The sequence below is a fragment of the Psychrobacter sp. NPDC078929 genome, assembly GCF_050267985.1.
Classification (GTDB): Bacteria; Pseudomonadota; Gammaproteobacteria; order Pseudomonadales; family Moraxellaceae; genus Psychrobacter.
The window spans coordinates 12337-29074 of sequence record NZ_JBNNFX010000013.1 but is presented as its reverse complement, the minus strand read 5'-3'; the positions used below and the strand labels follow the sequence as shown (position 1 = coordinate 29074).

General features: G+C 43.5%; 14 protein-coding genes. 7 read left to right on the top strand and 7 right to left on the bottom strand.

Annotated features, from left to right (window positions below; genetic code table 11):
- Window positions 1–188 precede the first annotated feature (188 nt).
- From ACQKCG_RS08640 to ACQKCG_RS08630, 3 genes are all read left to right on the top strand, one after another.
- Window positions 189–1148, top strand: coding sequence for an energy transducer TonB (locus tag ACQKCG_RS08640; RefSeq protein ID WP_101205180.1), 960 nt, complete (start codon window positions 189–191; stop codon window positions 1146–1148).
- A gap of 108 nt (window positions 1149–1256) precedes the next feature.
- A complete protein-coding gene (locus ACQKCG_RS08635; RefSeq protein ID WP_101205179.1) occupies window positions 1257–1946 on the top strand; it encodes a MotA/TolQ/ExbB proton channel family protein in 690 nt (229 codons plus the stop codon).
- A 126-nt stretch (window positions 1947–2072) separates the two neighbouring features.
- Window positions 2073–2474, top strand: coding sequence for an ExbD/TolR family protein (locus tag ACQKCG_RS08630; RefSeq protein WP_025651314.1), 402 nt, complete (start codon window positions 2073–2075; stop codon window positions 2472–2474).
- Window positions 2475–2699: 225 nt separating this feature from the next.
- Here ACQKCG_RS08630 and ACQKCG_RS08625 read toward each other — a convergent pair whose 3' ends face one another.
- Window positions 2700–3239, bottom strand: a complete 540-nt coding sequence (locus tag ACQKCG_RS08625; protein ID WP_227522918.1) for a DUF2799 domain-containing protein — start codon at window positions 3237–3239, stop codon at window positions 2700–2702.
- A gap of 357 nt (window positions 3240–3596) precedes the next feature.
- On the opposite strand from ACQKCG_RS08625, the gene ACQKCG_RS08620 reads away from it, so the two are divergent.
- Window positions 3597–4193: a hypothetical protein gene (locus ACQKCG_RS08620; RefSeq protein ID WP_101205178.1), complete on the top strand. Its 597-nt coding sequence runs from the start codon at window positions 3597–3599 to the stop codon at window positions 4191–4193.
- Between the two features lie 283 nt (window positions 4194–4476).
- A complete protein-coding gene (gene topA / locus ACQKCG_RS08615; protein ID WP_427585381.1) occupies window positions 4477–7131 on the top strand; it encodes a type I DNA topoisomerase in 2655 nt (884 codons plus the stop codon).
- Window positions 7132–7356: 225 nt separating this feature from the next.
- On the opposite strand, the gene ACQKCG_RS08610 is transcribed toward topA, so the two are convergent.
- Together ACQKCG_RS08610 and lon are read right to left on the bottom strand one after the other, a co-directional pair.
- A complete protein-coding gene (locus tag ACQKCG_RS08610; RefSeq protein WP_160022501.1) occupies window positions 7357–7914 on the bottom strand; it encodes a superoxide dismutase family protein in 558 nt (185 codons plus the stop codon).
- A gap of 359 nt (window positions 7915–8273) precedes the next feature.
- Window positions 8274–10895 (bottom strand): endopeptidase La, encoded by a 2622-nt coding sequence (gene lon / locus ACQKCG_RS08605; protein WP_427585380.1) that lies wholly within the window; start codon window positions 10893–10895, stop codon window positions 8274–8276.
- Window positions 10896–11330: 435 nt separating this feature from the next.
- Between lon and ACQKCG_RS08600 the strand changes: the two genes are divergently transcribed.
- Window positions 11331–12692, top strand: a complete 1362-nt coding sequence (locus tag ACQKCG_RS08600; protein ID WP_427585379.1) for a Na+/H+ antiporter family protein — start codon at window positions 11331–11333, stop codon at window positions 12690–12692.
- Between the two features lie 97 nt (window positions 12693–12789).
- Here ACQKCG_RS08600 and ACQKCG_RS08595 read toward each other — a convergent pair whose 3' ends face one another.
- Both ACQKCG_RS08595 and ACQKCG_RS08590 read right to left on the bottom strand, forming a co-directional pair.
- A complete protein-coding gene (locus ACQKCG_RS08595) occupies window positions 12790–13044 on the bottom strand; it encodes a hypothetical protein (RefSeq protein ID WP_427585378.1) in 255 nt (84 codons plus the stop codon).
- Window positions 13044–13784, bottom strand: coding sequence for a 5-formyltetrahydrofolate cyclo-ligase (locus ACQKCG_RS08590; RefSeq protein WP_427585377.1), 741 nt, complete (start codon window positions 13782–13784; stop codon window positions 13044–13046). The genes ACQKCG_RS08595 and ACQKCG_RS08590 overlap by 1 nt, the downstream gene beginning before the upstream one ends.
- A 198-nt stretch (window positions 13785–13982) precedes the next feature.
- Here ACQKCG_RS08590 and fumC point away from each other — a divergent pair, with 198 nt between their 5' ends.
- A complete protein-coding gene (gene fumC, locus ACQKCG_RS08585; RefSeq protein ID WP_427585376.1) occupies window positions 13983–15386 on the top strand; it encodes a class II fumarate hydratase in 1404 nt (467 codons plus the stop codon).
- A 200-nt stretch (window positions 15387–15586) separates the two neighbouring features.
- Here fumC and ACQKCG_RS08580 read toward each other — a convergent pair whose 3' ends face one another.
- Together ACQKCG_RS08580 and ACQKCG_RS08575 are read right to left on the bottom strand one after the other, a co-directional pair.
- Window positions 15587–15826, bottom strand: a complete 240-nt coding sequence (locus tag ACQKCG_RS08580) for a hypothetical protein (protein ID WP_427585375.1) — start codon at window positions 15824–15826, stop codon at window positions 15587–15589.
- A gap of 54 nt (window positions 15827–15880) precedes the next feature.
- Window positions 15881–16669 (bottom strand): hypothetical protein, encoded by a 789-nt coding sequence (locus ACQKCG_RS08575; RefSeq protein WP_427585374.1) that lies wholly within the window; start codon window positions 16667–16669, stop codon window positions 15881–15883.
- Window positions 16670–16738: the final 69 nt, after the last annotated feature.

Here is a 16738-nt window from a genome sequence, read left to right as displayed (position 1 = left end):
ATAGTAGTGAGGTATAAAAGTAGGTAACGTTCATAGAAATAAGCGTTCTGATAAATAAGGCTACTAAGCAATGTCACGTGTCAGAGATGTATTAAATAGCGAAAATATTGTAAATTATTATTGATAATAATTATCGTTTGCATTATTATCTACGCCATTCTACTCTGAGTAATAAACATTAGGCTGTTATGAGTTCAACGGATTTAGACGCGCCACCACTTAAGTCGTTATTGCTAGCTATTGTTGCAGTACTAGGACTCCATGTGCTTGCCGCAATTGCACTAGTGGCAATAAAAACGCCTGAACTCAAACCTGAGCCAAAAAAAGAGATGTCACCACTTGAGATAAAGTTTGTGTCATTACCGGCAAAAACGGTCTCAACTGAAGTAGAAAAACAAACAGTCACAGCCAAAAAAGAAGTACAGCCTGAGGTGCAAGTTCAGCCAGCGCCGCAACCTGAACCAAAGCCTAAAGAGCCGGTTAAACAACCAACAGAGACACCCGTAAAACCAAAAGAGCCTGTTGTAAAAAATACAGAGCCGAAAGTGACGCCTGTGATAGCGTCAGAAAAGCCTCGTCCTGATACCAGTCAAAAAGTAGCCCCAAAAGAGCCGCTACCGAAACCAAAGGTTGATAACTCAGCAGCTGAAGCACAACGTCAAGCAGCTGCCCAAGCTGAATCAGAGCGACAAGCCAAAAAGTCTGAGCAAGAGGCACAAGCTAGGGCAGAGCAAGAAGCCAAAAGGGTTGCTGATGCCAAAGCTGCCGTTCAGGCGAAGGCTGCCGCAGAGGCCGCCGCTGCACAAGCAAGAGCTGAGGCAGAAGCAGCAGCTGCTTTAGCACAGAGTAATGAGCCTGTGAGCTTTACTGCTAGCTCAGCCAACTGGGCATCTGCGCCAAACTTTAGTTTCCCTGAGCGCGCCGCACGTAGAGCTCGTTCTGGTGATACGCTCAACGTTGTCTTAGTATTACGAGTCAACAAACAAGGCGGCATCGATAACGTGCGAGTTGCTCAATCATCAGGTAATCCGCTACTAGACAAAGAAGCCCGACGTCAAGTTCGATCTGGCAAGTTCAAACCCTTTACTAAGAATGGCGTACCCGTGGTAGGTGATGTAACTCTACCGATCAGTTACGCGGTTCCTTGATAGCTCACATTTTATAACAACGTATTTATTAATCATTTTTCATTATAAAACTAAACATGATATTTACCTCAGTATCATGTAATGGCATTACACATTAAGGAGTCTGACATGGACTTTATGCAATACTGGCAGATCAGCGACATGGTGACAAAAACGTTGTTCTTTTTGTTGCTTGCGTTATCTATTCTCTCTTGGGTGACAGGTATCGTCCGCGTATTGCAAAGCCGTAAGCTGGCGACCAATGTAGCAGATGATTTGAGTCAGCAATTACAAGCCAAACAGTCTGACTTGGCTGGTACTGATGCTGCCACTCGCCGCTTGGTGACTGAGCAGACTTTGCTCAAGCATATCGGTCGCTATCGCTTTGCTAGTGAGCGCGGTCTGCCGATTCTTGGTACGACGGCAGCGATTGCACCGTTCATCGGCTTGTTTGGTACGGTATGGGGTATTTTCCATGCCTTGCACAATATCGGTATGAGTGGTCAGGCAGGATTGGGGCAGGTTGCAGGGCCAGTCGGTGAAGCTCTAATTATGACAGGTCTTGGTATTGCAGTAGCGATTCCAGCTGTGGTGTTTTATAACCTTGCAGTACGTATCAATCGCCGCATAATGTATCAAGCCAACGATAGAGCGCATGATTTATTGGCGCAATCAACGGGTCTTGTGGATACTACCAAGGTAACCGCGAGCCATGCTGCTAGCGCCTCACAAGTGCACGCTGCACCAAGCAGTCGTTCAACGACGAGCGAGACTCAGCATACCAATAACTACAGTAATTCTGTGCCAAAGCAGCTATAGATAGTGTTGATCTTGCAAGCATTAAATCTGCCAGCGCTAGGTCTGTAAAGGCTCAAACGACAAGTCGAAAAACCGTCAAAAAACGGCTTGGCTGTGTGAAAATAACCAAAAGCATTGAGAGTAACTATGGCATTTCAATTGGGTGATGATGACGTACGAAGCATGGATGAGATGAACCTCATTCCGCTTATCGATATCATGCTGGTATTGATGATTATATTTTTATTGACAGCGACCGTGCTGAATCCGACGGTGCCTTTAGATTTGCCAGAGACCAGTGCCGCGCTTAATGAGACGCCGCCAGAAGCGATCCAAGTCAGTATTGATAAAGATGCGGGGATATTCTGGGATAGCGACCCAATCAGCATGGAAGAATTAGAGACACGCTTGCAGCAACAAGGCGCGACGGGTAAGAATCCAGCGGTACAGTTACGTGCAGATAAAGAAGGTAAGTACGATACGGTCGCTCAAGTCTTAGCAGCGGCAAGTAACGCTGGACTGACCAAAATCGCATTTGTGAATGAATAGTTTAGTAGTTAAATACTGAAAAGCTTAAGCATTGAATAGTTTAAGCACTGTGAGTCAGTGCTAATAGGTTTAGCCCTATAGTAGAAAACTGGCTAGATAAACCAATAGCCCAACCAGTAAAACAACCAGAACCGCTATAATAAAAACAATTAAAATAATAAAATTTTCTCCAACCTCATTAACTACTTAAACCTCAAATTAAGTCGTTAGTGAGGTTTTCTTTTTTTACCAGCCGTAGCCAAACGGACGATAGCCGTAACCAAAACCTGCATGTCTGTAGCCAAATGGGTAAGGTGAGCGTAAGTAGTCGAGATCACGTTGGCGAATATAGTAGTAGCGCCCTTGAGAGTAAGCTTCTTCTAACTTCTCAATACCTTCTAACGGACAAACAGGTTGCCAGTCATAGCCTTCGCGACCGAGCTTATAAGCATTCAATTCAGTACAATAGTTTTTGAGACCTTGTTGACGGCCTTGCTCCCATTGGATACGGTTAGGGCTAGCACCGCCTATACTAGCGCAGCTATTGGTATAGTGACCGAAGTAGGCACCTGAACGTCCTTGCGAGCCATCAGCGTAGCCGACTTCTTGCCAGTTACTGTTTTGACATTGCTGCGGGGTTAGGCTCTGAGTCGTGGCACAGCCTGATAATGTTAGTACGACCGCGCCAAGTAGCGATATGCTTATGCCTGTTTTGCTCATGACTTTACTTGTCAGCTTGCGAGCGTGATAAGCGCCCGATGAGTTTGACTCAATAATATAATTCATAATAAACCTGCGCGCGTTTAAAATTATGGTTTATCATAGCACTTTTTTGAACTGACCACTTTTAGTATCTGGTTTTTATAGCGTACTGTACTCGGTAAGTTTATATACGTTAAACAATTGATTTAATAGCGTAACTTGCTAAATTTTCATATGCTTTAAAAGCACCTGTTGCACCGCGATTGGACGACAACGCTTGATTTTTAATGGTTCGTGCTCATTATAAGCCCTTATATATCGTTGTTTATTATCGTGCTAATCGCAAATCTATATGTACTATTTATAAATAACGGTTCATTAGCGATATTTATCGCTATATCTTTTAGTATCTTTTTCATTTAGTCAAAAGGCCAGACCATCATGGGAACATTGATTGGCGTTATCATTGTACTATTCGTATTAGGGAGTATGATGGCGCTCAAACCGAACGGTATCGATCAGCGTTTGGATAAGCTGCGTATGACCGCGCGTCGTTTACAGCTCAATCCAAAACTCGTTTCGTGCCCTGATTGGATCAAAGGTCGTGATAATGAGTATGGCCGCGGTATGCTTGGACAGTACTGCCTAATATTTGAAGACACTAAACTGCCGCATACCCGTTATCAAGTGATTGATGGACAGTGGCGACCAGACAGCAGTTTTGTCGATACCAGTACAGATGATAAGACGCTTACTATTCCCAGTGCGATTCGATCTAGTCAAATCAGCAATAATCCAGTAGTCAAAAAGACTGATTTTAGCTTGGATCAAGTGCCGTTGGAGCTGCCAGTAAGTATCGAGCCGTTTGTTAAAGGTCTATTGACCAAGGCCAATAGCATTATTATTTATTGGGAAGATATTGCTTATGTACGTCCAGCATCTAATCCTACGTACCATCAAAAACGGATTGAAGCGGACTTATTAGTGCTCAAAGAAAACCTTGAGAAGTGGGCGCTACAGATGCAAAAACAAGCATAAACCTAGTAAAGCGTTTTTTCGTCTCCATTAAAGGGCAATATGCAAGCAGTTTGTCATATTTAAATTATTTAAAGTTGACAGTTTAACGCTTAGCAGTGTAACGTCTTTATAACTATATCTTTATTTTATGGTTATTATTTGTTTTATAACCTTTTTTATCAGCAGCGATTATTACTATAAATAGCTGAACCATGGTCAAACCATGAGTATTAGCTTCCATAAATTGCCGTGCTGCTGAATTTAACCTTACTTTTAATTTACTTATATTATGGTGTCGTCAAACATGGCAAAAACCACAACCAAAAAAAGTCCAGCACCAGCTGCTGACAGCCCAAAGGGTAAGTCTTTGGTGATTGTAGAATCACCAGCCAAGGCAAAAACGATTAATAAATACCTTGGTGATGACTTTATCGTACGCTCAAGTATCGGTCACGTCCGTGATTTGCCGGTCAGTGCGAGCAAAAGTGCAAAGAAAGCCACGACCGCTAAAAAAGATGACAGTCTGACCAAAGAAGAAAAAGCGCAGCAAGCACTGGTACGCCGCATGGGTGTAGATCCAGAGCATGATTGGGCGGCAGTCTATGAAGTACTGCCAAACAAAACCAAAGTCATCAAAGAGCTTAAAGCATTAGCCAAAGACGCTGACAAAATCTATCTAGCAACGGATATGGATAGAGAAGGGGAAGCAATTGCTTGGCATCTAAAAGAAGTCATCGGTGGCCCTGATAGCAAGTATCAACGTGTGGTCTTTAACGAGATTACCAAGTCAGCTATTCAAAGTGCGTTTAAGCAGCCTTCGAAATTAGATATTGACCGCGTGAACGCGCAACAAGCGCGTCGGTTCTTGGACCGTGTTGTCGGCTTTATGGTATCGCCATTATTATGGCAAAAAATAGCTCGCGGGCTATCTGCAGGCCGTGTACAGTCAGTTGCCATGCGCTTGGTCGTCGAGCGTGAGCATGAGATTCGCGCATTCATTCCAGAAGAGTACTGGCAGATTCATGCTGATACGCACATTGCTAATGGAAAAAAAGACGCTGAGCAAGTCGGTATCCGTTTAGAGGCGACCAAACAAGGCGGTAAAACTTTAAAACTTGGTAATAAAGAGCAGACCGATAAAGTGTTAGAGGTGCTCAAGGTAAGCGACTTTATCGTTAAAGAGCGTGAAGAAAAACCAACGCAATCACGTCCAAGCGCACCATTTATTACTTCGACCTTGCAACAGGCTGCCAGCACGCGCTTAGGATTCTCTGTTAAGAAAACCATGATTTTAGCGCAGCGTCTATACGAAGCGGGTCATATTACTTATATGCGTACTGATTCGACGTTCTTATCAGGCGACGCGCTTGCTGCTGTCCGTGGTCATATCGAAGACAGCTATGGTGCAAAATATGTACCAGAAAAACCAAATTTCTATGGTAACAAGCAGGGCGCACAAGAAGCGCATGAAGCGATTCGTCCTTCTAATGTCAATATGAAGTCAACACAGCTCAAAGGTGTTGAGCGTGATGCAATACGTCTATATGAGCTAATCTGGCGTCAATTTGTAGCGTGTCAGATGTTACCTGCCAAATATCTATCAGTGAACCTGTTTGTAGGCGCAGATGATATCGAGTTAAAAGCCCGAGGTCGTACCATGGTTTTTGATGGTTTCACAAGAGTGATGCCACCGGCCAAGACTGACGACACCTTACTGCCTGATGTCAAAAAAGGCGATAAGTTAAACCTAGATAAGCTAGATCCGAGTCAGCACTTCACTAAGCCTGCGCCTCGCTATACTGAAGCCAGTCTAGTAAAAGAGCTTGAGAAAAAAGGTATCGGTCGTCCATCGACTTATGCATCCATTATCTCAACCATTCAAGATCGCGGCTATGTGAAGCTTGAAAACAAGCGTCTGTTTGCCGAAAAAATGGGTGATATCGTCACTGATAGATTGACAGCTAGCTTCCCAGACTTAATGGATTATACCTTTACCGCCGCGTTAGAGGACAAGCTCGATCACGTGGCAGAAGGTGAGCAAGACTGGAAAGATGTGCTTGATAATTTCTATGGCGAGTTCAAAACCACTCTAGAGCGTGCCAAAGAAAAAGATGGTATGCGTCCAAACGATCCAACTGACGTGCCAGATGTCCATTGTGATATCTGTGATCGTCCGATGCAATTGCGTACAGGGTCAACAGGTGTATTCTTAGGCTGTACTGGCTACAATCTACCGCCAAAAGAGCGTTGTAAAGGCACCAAAAATCTAATGCCAGTTGAAGCATTCGCCAATCTAGATGATGCGGAAGGTGATGACGAAGCGGCAGAAGTTAAAGATTTGATGGAGAAAAAACGCTGCCCGAAATGTGGCACGGCGATGAATGGTTACATCGTGGATGGTGGTCTCAAACTACACATTTGCGGTAACAACCCTGATTGCGATGGTTATATCCTAGAAGAAGGCAAGTTTGAAGTTCCTGGCTCAGATGCACCAACTATTGACTGTAACAAGTGCGATGGGCAGATGGAGCTTAAAACAGGTCGCTTTGGTCCGTACTTTGCTTGTCAAAACTGTGATAACACGCGCAAGGTACTAAAGACAGGCGAAGCAGCGCCGCCACGTATGGATCCAATCCATCTGCCAGAGTTAAAGTCGACCAAGCACGATGATTACTTCATCTTGCGTGAAGGGGCGGCTGGGATGTTCTTGGCAGCGTCTAAGTTTCCAAAAGTGCGCGAGACACGTCCGCCAAAGCTGGCTGAGCTACGAGAAGTTAAAGACAAGATGGAAGATAAGTTCCAGTATCTGTTTGCAGGGCCAGATGAAGATCCTGAAGGTAACCCAACCATCTTGCGCTGGTCACGTAAGAAAAAAGAGCAGTATATCGGCTCTGAGAAAAATGGCAAAGCCACGCGTTGGGGTGTGTACTGGCGTAAAGGTGAATGGGTAGAGGAGTAATTATTAGGTAAATCCAATATAGTGCTTTTATAGCGTCAGACTCATTTAATGTACTATAGGTACAATTTACATTTGTCTTTCTTGTATTGGCTTCAACAAACCTAATAGTTACTTCCAATAAAAAACCCTCTTATAATTTAAGAGGGTTTTTTTGTGCTTATAATATTTCTTTTAAGCCATTTCGACGTTTGCAGACTTAGCCTAAGTCCATAGGTTTGGACAGTATTAGTTTTTTACGATGATACCACAACCAATACGATCGCCTGCATTACCTGAAGGCTGACTGGTATAGTCATCAACGCCAGCATGTACGATAAAGGCCAAACGATTTACACTGTATTTGCCTGCTTCAGTCGCTGCGATTTTCTTGTTCACATAGTTAATAGTGGCAACACCGTCTTCATTGGCAGTTAAGTTTGGCAAGTCACCAGCATGACCATTCATGTCATCTGGATTAGAGTGTGGCTTGTTGTCTGGGTTGAAGTGACCGCCTGCTGCTTTACCCATGACGTCACAGCTACCTGTTTCGTGGATATGTAATGAGACAGTTCTGCCTGGCTGTAGGTTAGTGAGTTTACCGTAAACTTGGACGCCACCATCAACTGGACGTAAGAAAACTTGACCAACTTCTTTCTTCTCACCATCTACTGTTTGTATGGTTGATTTTAATGTCGGTTGTGCTAAAGGATTACCCGTTTGCATTTGACTTTCTACGGTTTGGCAACCAGTCATTGCTAACGCTGAACCGCATAATAGGGTACTTACAAGTAATGTCTTATTCATTATTATCTCCAATTGTTTGAGTTGTTATTTTTAATCTTCATTAAAGTCACGAATATCTATCGTTATCATTCTATAAAATCGGTGTCAATATTCGTTAACATCGGAGTCAGTATAGCCAAGCTAACTCTATAGTTATTCATCAAATGCGCAACAATCAGTTAATAAATGTAAGTATCGTATGGGTTTGAAAAACGAACTAAGATAAATGTTTTTCAAAATTAAATGGCTTTAAATGCGTGAGAGAACTACTAAGAAAGCTATGAACTGCAAGTAGATAAATAATAAACAGGCATAAAAAAGCCGCCCATCATTGTGATGAGCAGCTCTTATTTTTTAAGAATTGGCTAACGAATAATCAATTAATTGTGTAGTGCTTTACCAGAGGTTTTATCAACGGTCACTTTTGCAGGTTTGATTGGTGTTGGCATACTGACCAAAGCAACCTTTAAGATTTCCTCAATCGTGGCAACTGGCTGAATGGTTAGGCCTTCTTTCACGTTATCAGGAATATCAGCCAGATCACGCTCATTGGTCGCTGGGATTAAGACGTGCTTGATACCACCGCGATGTGCCGCAAGCAACTTCTCTTTGAGACCGCCGATACGTAGGATCTTACCGCGTAAGGTAATCTCACCTGTCATCGCAATATCTGGACGGATAGCGATACCTGTCAATGCAGAGACGAGCGCGGTCGTTAGTGCACCACCAGCAGATGGGCCATCTTTTGGCGTGGCACCTTCTGGCATATGGACATGAACGTCTGTTGTTTTAAACGTCTCGTAATCAATGCCTAAGCTATCTCCGCGAGCACGAACCACGCTCATGGCTGCGCGAATCGACTCTTTCATCACATCGCCTAATGAACCAGTAAAGCTAAGCTCGCCTTTACCTTTCATGCCGACCGCTTCGATGGTCAATAGCTCACCGCCGACCTGAGTCCATGCAAGACCGGTAATACGACCAATCTCAGGCTCTTCTTCAGCCAGACCGTAGTCATACTGATGTACACCTAGATAGTCATCGATGTTTTTGTCATCGACTGTCACTAGCTGACGTTCTGCTTTTTTCGGAGCACGCGCGCCATGAGTTTCAACCGAACCGCGAACCACTTTACGGCAGATCTTGTTCACTTCACGCTCAAGGTTACGTACACCTGCTTCACGGGTATAGCTACGCACGATACTGTGCAAAGCTGCTTCAACAATCTCAATTTCACCTTCTTTGAGACCGTTTTGCTTAATCGCTTTTGGCACGAGGTACTTCTGTGCGATATTGACCTTTTCTTCTTCGGTATAACCAGGTAAGCGAATGACTTCCATACGGTCAAGCAGCGCAGGCGGAATATCCATACTGTTAGCAGTACAGATAAACATCACTTGCGACAAATCTAAGTCCATATCTAAATAATGGTCGTTAAACGTATCGTTCTGTGATGGGTCCAATACTTCAAGCAACGCTGATGCTGGATCACCGCGGAAGTCTTGCGCCATCTTATCGATTTCATCCAATAGGAACAGCGGGTTTTTGACTTCTACTTTTGCAAGTGATTGAACGATTTTACCCGGCATCGCACCGATATAGGTACGGCGATGACCACGAATCTCTGCTTCATCACGTACGCCGCCAAGGGCCATACGCACAAACTTACGACCAGTGGCACGGGCAATTGATTCACCCAGTGAGGTTTTACCAACACCTGGAGGACCGACGAGACATAAAATCGGGCCACGAAGTTTTTTCACGCGTGATTGCACGGCGAGATATTCTAAGATGCGGTCTTTCACATCTTGCAAGCCATAATGATCTTCGTCTAATACTGTTTTGGCTTTGTCTAGATTGATAGATACTTTGGTCGTCGCATTCCACGGCGTATCCAAAATCCATTCAATATAGTTGCGTACGACTGACGATTCACTTGATGCAGGTGGCATCATTTTGAGCTTTTTGAATTCTTGTTCCGCTTTCTTGCGCACATCTTCTGGCAAGTCAGCATCTTCTAAACGCTGCTCTAGCTCAGCCACATCATCTTCACCGTCGAACGCACCGTCATTCATATCTGACAGCTCATTTTTGATGGCTTTCATCTTCTCATTTAAGAAGTATTCGCGCTGATTGTCTTCCATTTGCTGACGGACAGCATCTTGGATATCTTGTTCGATGTTTTGCTCAGCACTTTGCTTGACTAGATATTCAGTCAAAGTGTTGATATGCGTTTTGATATCGTCTTCTTCTAGGAAAGACTGCTTGATATCAAGATCCATCGACACACGAGTTGAGATGAAATAAACCAACTCAAGCAAGTCGTCGATACGCTTAGCCACACGAGTCAGCTCACGTGCATTGCGAAGTCGCGCATCTGCATAGCTTTCGAATAATGTAGTTAATGCTTGAATCGTATTTTTCTGTTGGCTTTCATCCATGCTGACGTCAAGATCGGCACGCTCAAATCTCGCCATCAATAAATCATCATGGCCTTCTATGTTATCGACACGAGCGCGGTATTGACCTTCGATCAATACCTTGATGCAGTTCTCATCGCTGTCATGTGGCATAGTGCTGACGATGCGACACACCGTACCGTACTGATACAAGTTATCTTGATCAATGTCTTCGGTCAGTGAGTCTTTTTGCGCGACTACCAGTACTTTGTTGCCATACTCAGCCTGTGCCAACTCAACCGCTTTCACCGATGGCGCGCGTCCCACAAACAATGCAATCTGCATATGTGGATAGACGACGACGTCACGTAATGCTAAAAGTGGTAAGTAGTTAACTGTACCATCATCTTTAGCTGCACGGCTGATATCAGTGTTATCTTCAGCATGGTTCTCAGTATCGCTTTCAACGTTATTTTCAGCAGTAGCGTCTTTACTATCGTTGTCCTGAATAGTTTCAGCGGCTGCATCTAATGCACTGTCATCAGCCAAAGCAGATGATACGTCGATGTCGATGTTGTCTTTATCAATATTATATTCACTCATATATTCTTTCCTCGTTCACCAGACTTGTAAAGTCAAGTTCGTGGTTCATGTTTAGATAAATGGTGCTCACAGACAAAATTGCAAGGCTGATTGGTGAAGTCGTCTGCTTATCTTTGTTAAATAGTTATCTGAGCGTCCAGTTATTAATGCAATTAATGTGGGTAACGATGTGTTGTCATTAGTGTGACTGGTCTGTGAAGGATAAAGACAGTCAGAAATTACAGAAGAGGGTTTAGATGTATAGGTGATATTTGGCTACCTATGTTGATGCCTAATTGGTTCTATGCGTAGGCTTTATACCCAAAATAAGGTAAACTGGCGCGCGTCTAAAGCAGGCTCTTATATTGATAGGTTTTAGACAATAGGGCGATATTCATTGGTTTCAATATTTATAGGTCTCAATAAGGCCAAAGTATAAAGAACAAGGGGCAACACATGGCCATCAATGCAGTACTACTAGCAGTCATTGTCATGCTAGGACTGTCACTTTCGCGAGTGCACGTGGTGCTCAGTTTATTAATCGGGGCGCTGGCAGGTGGACTGCTAGCAGGGCTTGGTATTACTGATACGCTCAATGCTTTTCAAGAAGGTATCCGTAATGGCGCACAGATTGCGCTGTCTTATGCCTTGCTAGGGGCGTTTGCGGTAGCGATTGCTCATTCGGGCTTGCCGCAGTCGTTGGCAGGGGCGGTAATTAGGCGTATTGATGCTGCTGGTACCAGCGGTATGATTAAGTACATGCTATTTGCAGGTCTTATCACCATGAGCTGCTTTAGCCAAAACTTAATCCCTATTCATATTGCCTTTATTCCACTGCTCGTGCCGCCATTATTGCTCGCCTTTAATCGCATGCAGATTGATAGACGCCTAATTGCTTGTCTGATTACGTTTGGACTGGTCACCACCTATATGTTTATTCCTTATGGTTTTGGTGATATTTATCTCAATCAGATTATGCTAAAAAACGTGGGTGAAGCGGGTATTGATGTTGCCAATATCTCTGTGGTGCAAGCCATGGCAATTCCTGCGTTGGGCATGCTAATTGGTTTGCTGGTTGCTGTATTTATCAGCTACCGTAAGCCACGTGCGTATCAGCAGATTGCGTTAGATCAGCAAGCGCATGATGCAGTAGTAGAAGGTGATGCATTAAGCAAAACGGCTGCTGGCGCACAGTCGCAAAGCAAGCTAAAGACGCTGGTTGCACTGGCTGCTATCGTGACTGCTTTTGTGGTGCAGCTATATACTGATTCGCTACTACTGGGCTCAATGTTTGGCTTCGGTGTGTTCATGGCCACGGGCGTGGTGAAGTGGCGTGATGCTGATGGCGTCTTTAATGACGGTATCAAACTGATGGCGATGATTGGCTTTATTATGATTACCGCGCAAGGCTTTGCTGAAGTAATGAAAGCGACTGAGCAGATTCAGCCATTGGTCGATGGAGCAGCGTCACTGTTTGCTGGTAATAAAGCGATGGCGGCATTTATTATGCTATTGATTGGTTTGATTGTGACTATGGGTATCGGTTCTTCATTTTCGACCATTCCTATTTTGGCTGCGATTTATGTGCCGCTGTGTATTTCATTAGGGTTCTCGCCGTTGGCTACTGTGGCGATTATCGGTACGGCTGGCGCACTTGGAGATGCAGGTTCGCCTGCGTCAGATTCGACATTGGGGCCAACCTCTGGTCTAAACATCGATGGACAGCATGACCACATCAAGGACAGCGTGATACCGACCTTTATCCATTACAACATCCCGCTATTGGCCTTTGGTTGGATTGCAGCGATGGTGCTTTAATAAAGCTTGAACATTTAGGTTTGAGATAAAAGGCGAGTATAGCTATAAGCTATGCTCGCTTTTTTTATTTCTCTTTATTGCTTAATTAATATGTTTTTTAATACTCATCATCAAAATCTTTTATCTCACCATTCAAACCATTCAAAAAATCATCGCTTTGCGCGAGCAGTTTATTTAGACGCTCTTCATTGACTAGCCTTGTCATCTCCTCAGCGCTAAAAGGCTGTTCTTGACTGTAGTAACGTATCTCTCTAGAGTCCTCATTGCCTAATGTCTGCAAATACTCATCCACACTGTCTGCACTGGAATCAGCAGCGCTAGAGTCTTTTTCAAACTGTTTATCGTCTTTCATCAAAACCACCTTATGCCGCTTGGCGTGATTAAGCCATCTAATGGCACATCCCACGATTGCCGTTGTAATTGTTCAACCACTTGAAAGTCATAACACCAGCCAATTTTTAATGGATTTTTCGCACCTGAGCGATGGCTGTTACCAAGCGTCGTATCATAGAACCCACCACCCATGCCCATACGGTTGCCGTTTGTGTCGACCGCCACCAGTGGACAAATAATCACGTCTAGTTCTGACGCCCAGAGCAGGGCGCGGCTGTGATTTTGCTTCATGCCCAATTGATGAGTGCGAGTGGGGACATTGACCAGTTTTGAATGATAGACAGGCACAAAGCGCAATTGTTTATCATCATTACCATTGCTAGTACGGCCAAGTGAGCCGACGACTGGTAAGTAAGGAAAATAGCCTAAGCGTTGACACCAGTCCAATATTGGCTGAGTGGGTAGCTCACTAAAACCATCATAATATAGGCCAATACGTACACGCTTTGGCAAACGCTGCTGTAGCTTGGTTAGATATAAGCTCGCAGACTGAGCAAATTGTCTGCGTGCGCCATCAGTTAACTGGCGGCGTTGTCGAGTAAAAAGTCGTCTAGGTGGGTTGCTGATGACAGGTTCGGATAATTCAGCGTTTTTTGAGTCCAAATTATTTGGAACAAGGTTATTTGAATCAAAGTTATTTGGCTCAGATCGTATTGGTTCGGGGTGCATAGTTTCAGAGTGCATAATTTTAGAGTGCATAGGTATCTTATCCAATGAAGTATCAGATTGGTGGTGACTGGTGCTTTTAGACGTCAGCAATGGCTATTTGTGAATATTCAACACGTCCTAGTCATGCTATCATAACGCCACTTTATATCGTATTTCCGTTTATGTGCAGCAGCTGTTGCACTTTTTATCGTTCAGTTATTTAACAACAAACCAGTAAAGAGGGTAGTTATGTCGACACAGAATCAGGCAACTCGTACCGAAAAAGACACCATGGGCAACGTAGAAGTTCCCGCTGATGCCTATTGGGGCGCGCAAACTCAGCGTAGCCGCGAAAACTTCAAAATCGGTGGCGAGACATTGCCGCGTCCAATGATTGAAGCGATGGCATTGGTCAAAAAAGCCGCTGCAATTACCAACGCAAGCCTAGAGCGTATCGAAGGCGACAAGCGTGATCTCATCGTACAAGCCGCTGACGAAATCATCAATGGTGGTCTGGTCGATCAGTTCCCATTGGTTGTATGGCAGACAGGTTCTGGCACCCAGTCAAACATGAACATGAACGAAGTATTGGCCAACCGTGCCAACGAAATCGCTGGTTCTGAACGTGGCAGCTACACGCCAATTCACCCAAATGACCATGTCAACCATGCACAGTCTACCAACGACAGTTTCCCAACGGCGATTCGTGTGGCTGCTGCTCGTCAGATCAACAGCTTATTGATCCCAGCGGTCCAAGCATTGCGCGATACTTTGGACAAAAAAGCAAAAGAATTCGATAGCATCGTAAAAATCGGTCGTACGCATTTGCAAGACGCCACGCCATTGACCCTAGGCCAAGAGTTCAGCGGCTATGTGAGCCAACTTGACCATGCATTGACTCGTATCGACAACGCGCTACAAGGTCTATATGAATTGCCACTAGGCGGTACTGCGGTTGGTACTGGTCTAAACGCCCACCCTGATTATGCGGTAAAATCAGCTGAGCAACTAGCGACTTTGACTGGCTTGCCATTCGTTACGTCACCAAACAAATTTGAAGCATTAGCGGCTCGTGATGCAGAAGTATTTGCGTCAGGCGCACTAAAAACACTAGCGGGCAGCTTAAACAAAATCGCTAACGACGTACGTTGGTTGGCATCTGGCCCTCGTTGTGGTCTGGGTGAGTTGACGATTCCAGAAAACGAGCCAGGCTCTTCTATCATGCCAGGTAAAGTGAACCCAACCCAGTCAGAAGCGATGACTATGGTTGTGGCACAAGTCATGGGTAACGATACGACTATCAGCATGGCTGGCGCGTCAGGTAACTTTGAGCTTAATGTCTACAAACCAGTGATTGCCTTTAACTTGTTGCAATCTATCAAGCTGCTTGGCGATGCGTGCAATAGCTTCAATGACAACTGTGCGGTGGGTATCGAGCCTGTTAAAGAAAAAATCGATGACTTCCTGCATAACTCACTTATGCTAGTGACGGCATTGAACCGTCATGTCGGTTATGAAAATGCCGCGAAAATCGCTAAGACCGCGTATAAAGAAAACAAAACGCTCAAGCAAGTTGCCGTTGAGCTGGATCTAATGAGTGAAGCGCAGTTTGATGAGTGGGTCACTCCTGCTGATATGGTGCATCCTAAGTAAGCAGTAGACCAAATAATGACCTGCTACGGCGTCAGATTCGCTTAATGTACGATAAGTACAATTTGCCCTCGTTTTTCTGGTAGCAGCATCATATTTGCTCCACTGAGAAGTTAGAAACAAAAAGACCTTGTCATGTAATGTGGCAAGGTCTTTTTTTATTGAAAGTTCTCCGCAGAAACAGTTATTCATAAATTTATGTATCAAAGTCTAGAAAATTGCTCAGTTTTCAAAAGTAATTCAGCTTTTTCTTCTGAATCAGCTTTGAATATAGCTGTTTGTTCCATATCTCTTGCTCTATTCTTGCTTTTTTCTTTTTTAGCTGACTCATAAGAATTAAAGGGACCTAGCAAGCATTTACTGCCTGGGTTACTACCATCTAACGCTATAACTCGATATCCTACCCAATACATTGATTTTTCTCCAAAAAAGAAATAGTTCATACTATAGCTTAAAATAATTGCTAAGGCACGGCACGGTTTATAGCTTTTAGAAGTCTATTTCTTAATAGTACTTTTTAAGTTCTTTATTTTAGATGTAGCGGCATCAATTTTTTCTTTTTTCCTCAAAGCTTCGAGCTGCTCATCTAATATTATTTCAATTCCTACTCTTAAAGTATCGAAATGCTGAAGACAAGTGTTTTCATCCAGCTCATGTATTCCTAGACTTAATATGGAGTAGAGTTCCTTATGATCAACTAAAAATATTGGCAAATAGGCTTTCAAAAGTTCAATTTTCCCATCCATCCTTGCTCTTTGAAAATCACCTTCTGATATTGATTTATTCTCAATTGCTTCTTGATAAGCTTGTTGGATTAAATGTTCAAATACTCGTCTTAAATATACAAAGGAACCTATTCCAACACCATTAGCAGCAAGACCGATTGCACGCGTAATCTCTTTCATTTTTTCATCAGGCAATAGTTTTTTATACTGCTTAATTTCGTGTAGGTGCATAGTTGCTACTGATGGAAACTGACCGATTTTCATCAATTTCTTATTCTCTGAGTCATAAGAACAGTAGTATCTTATTACCTCACCGTATCTTTTACAGCTTATTTGCAGCTCTGAAAAACCTCCATTTGGTACGAAATAACTATTATTTACAGCCAAAACCCTAGTAATCTTAAAGGTTGTCTGAGTTTTACGAAATGGATTATAACCATCAACATCTTTATCTCCATCTGTATATACTAATCTATAAAATTCTGCTTTATCTGCTTCTTCTATAGTGATCTTTGTATAAAGTGGAGTGTCAAAAAGGAAGGTCTCTACAGCGAAGTTCATTTGTATTCCATCTATTTTATATTATTAACTGTTGTATTGTGGAGCTCATTAATAGAGTTGTTAAAGATA

What these genes read in the sequence shown, in the direction of transcription:
- ACQKCG_RS08610 (WP_160022501.1), bottom strand. Translation starts at nt 7,914, where the DNA reads ATGAATAAGACATTACTTGTAAGTACCCTATTATGCGGTTCAGCGTTA.
- lon (WP_427585380.1), bottom strand. Translation starts at nt 10,895, where the DNA reads ATGAGTGAATATAATATTGATAAAGACAACATCGACATCGACGTATCA.
- ACQKCG_RS08575 (WP_427585374.1), bottom strand. Translation starts at nt 16,669, where the DNA reads ATGAACTTCGCTGTAGAGACCTTCCTTTTTGACACTCCACTTTATACA.
- ACQKCG_RS08640 (WP_101205180.1), top strand. Translation starts at nt 189, where the DNA reads ATGAGTTCAACGGATTTAGACGCGCCACCACTTAAGTCGTTATTGCTA.
- ACQKCG_RS08630 (WP_025651314.1), top strand. Translation starts at nt 2,073, where the DNA reads ATGGCATTTCAATTGGGTGATGATGACGTACGAAGCATGGATGAGATG.
- ACQKCG_RS08595 (WP_427585378.1), bottom strand. Translation starts at nt 13,044, where the DNA reads ATGAAAGACGATAAACAGTTTGAAAAAGACTCTAGCGCTGCTGATTCC.
- ACQKCG_RS08600 (WP_427585379.1), top strand. Translation starts at nt 11,331, where the DNA reads ATGGCCATCAATGCAGTACTACTAGCAGTCATTGTCATGCTAGGACTG.
- fumC (WP_427585376.1), top strand. Translation starts at nt 13,983, where the DNA reads ATGTCGACACAGAATCAGGCAACTCGTACCGAAAAAGACACCATGGGC.
- ACQKCG_RS08635 (WP_101205179.1), top strand. Translation starts at nt 1,257, where the DNA reads ATGGACTTTATGCAATACTGGCAGATCAGCGACATGGTGACAAAAACG.
- topA (WP_427585381.1), top strand. Translation starts at nt 4,477, where the DNA reads ATGGCAAAAACCACAACCAAAAAAAGTCCAGCACCAGCTGCTGACAGC.
- ACQKCG_RS08580 (WP_427585375.1), bottom strand. Translation starts at nt 15,826, where the DNA reads ATGAACTATTTCTTTTTTGGAGAAAAATCAATGTATTGGGTAGGATAT.
- ACQKCG_RS08620 (WP_101205178.1), top strand. Translation starts at nt 3,597, where the DNA reads ATGGGAACATTGATTGGCGTTATCATTGTACTATTCGTATTAGGGAGT.
- ACQKCG_RS08590 (WP_427585377.1), bottom strand. Translation starts at nt 13,784, where the DNA reads ATGCACTCTAAAATTATGCACTCTGAAACTATGCACCCCGAACCAATA.
- ACQKCG_RS08625 (WP_227522918.1), bottom strand. Translation starts at nt 3,239, where the DNA reads ATGAATTATATTATTGAGTCAAACTCATCGGGCGCTTATCACGCTCGC.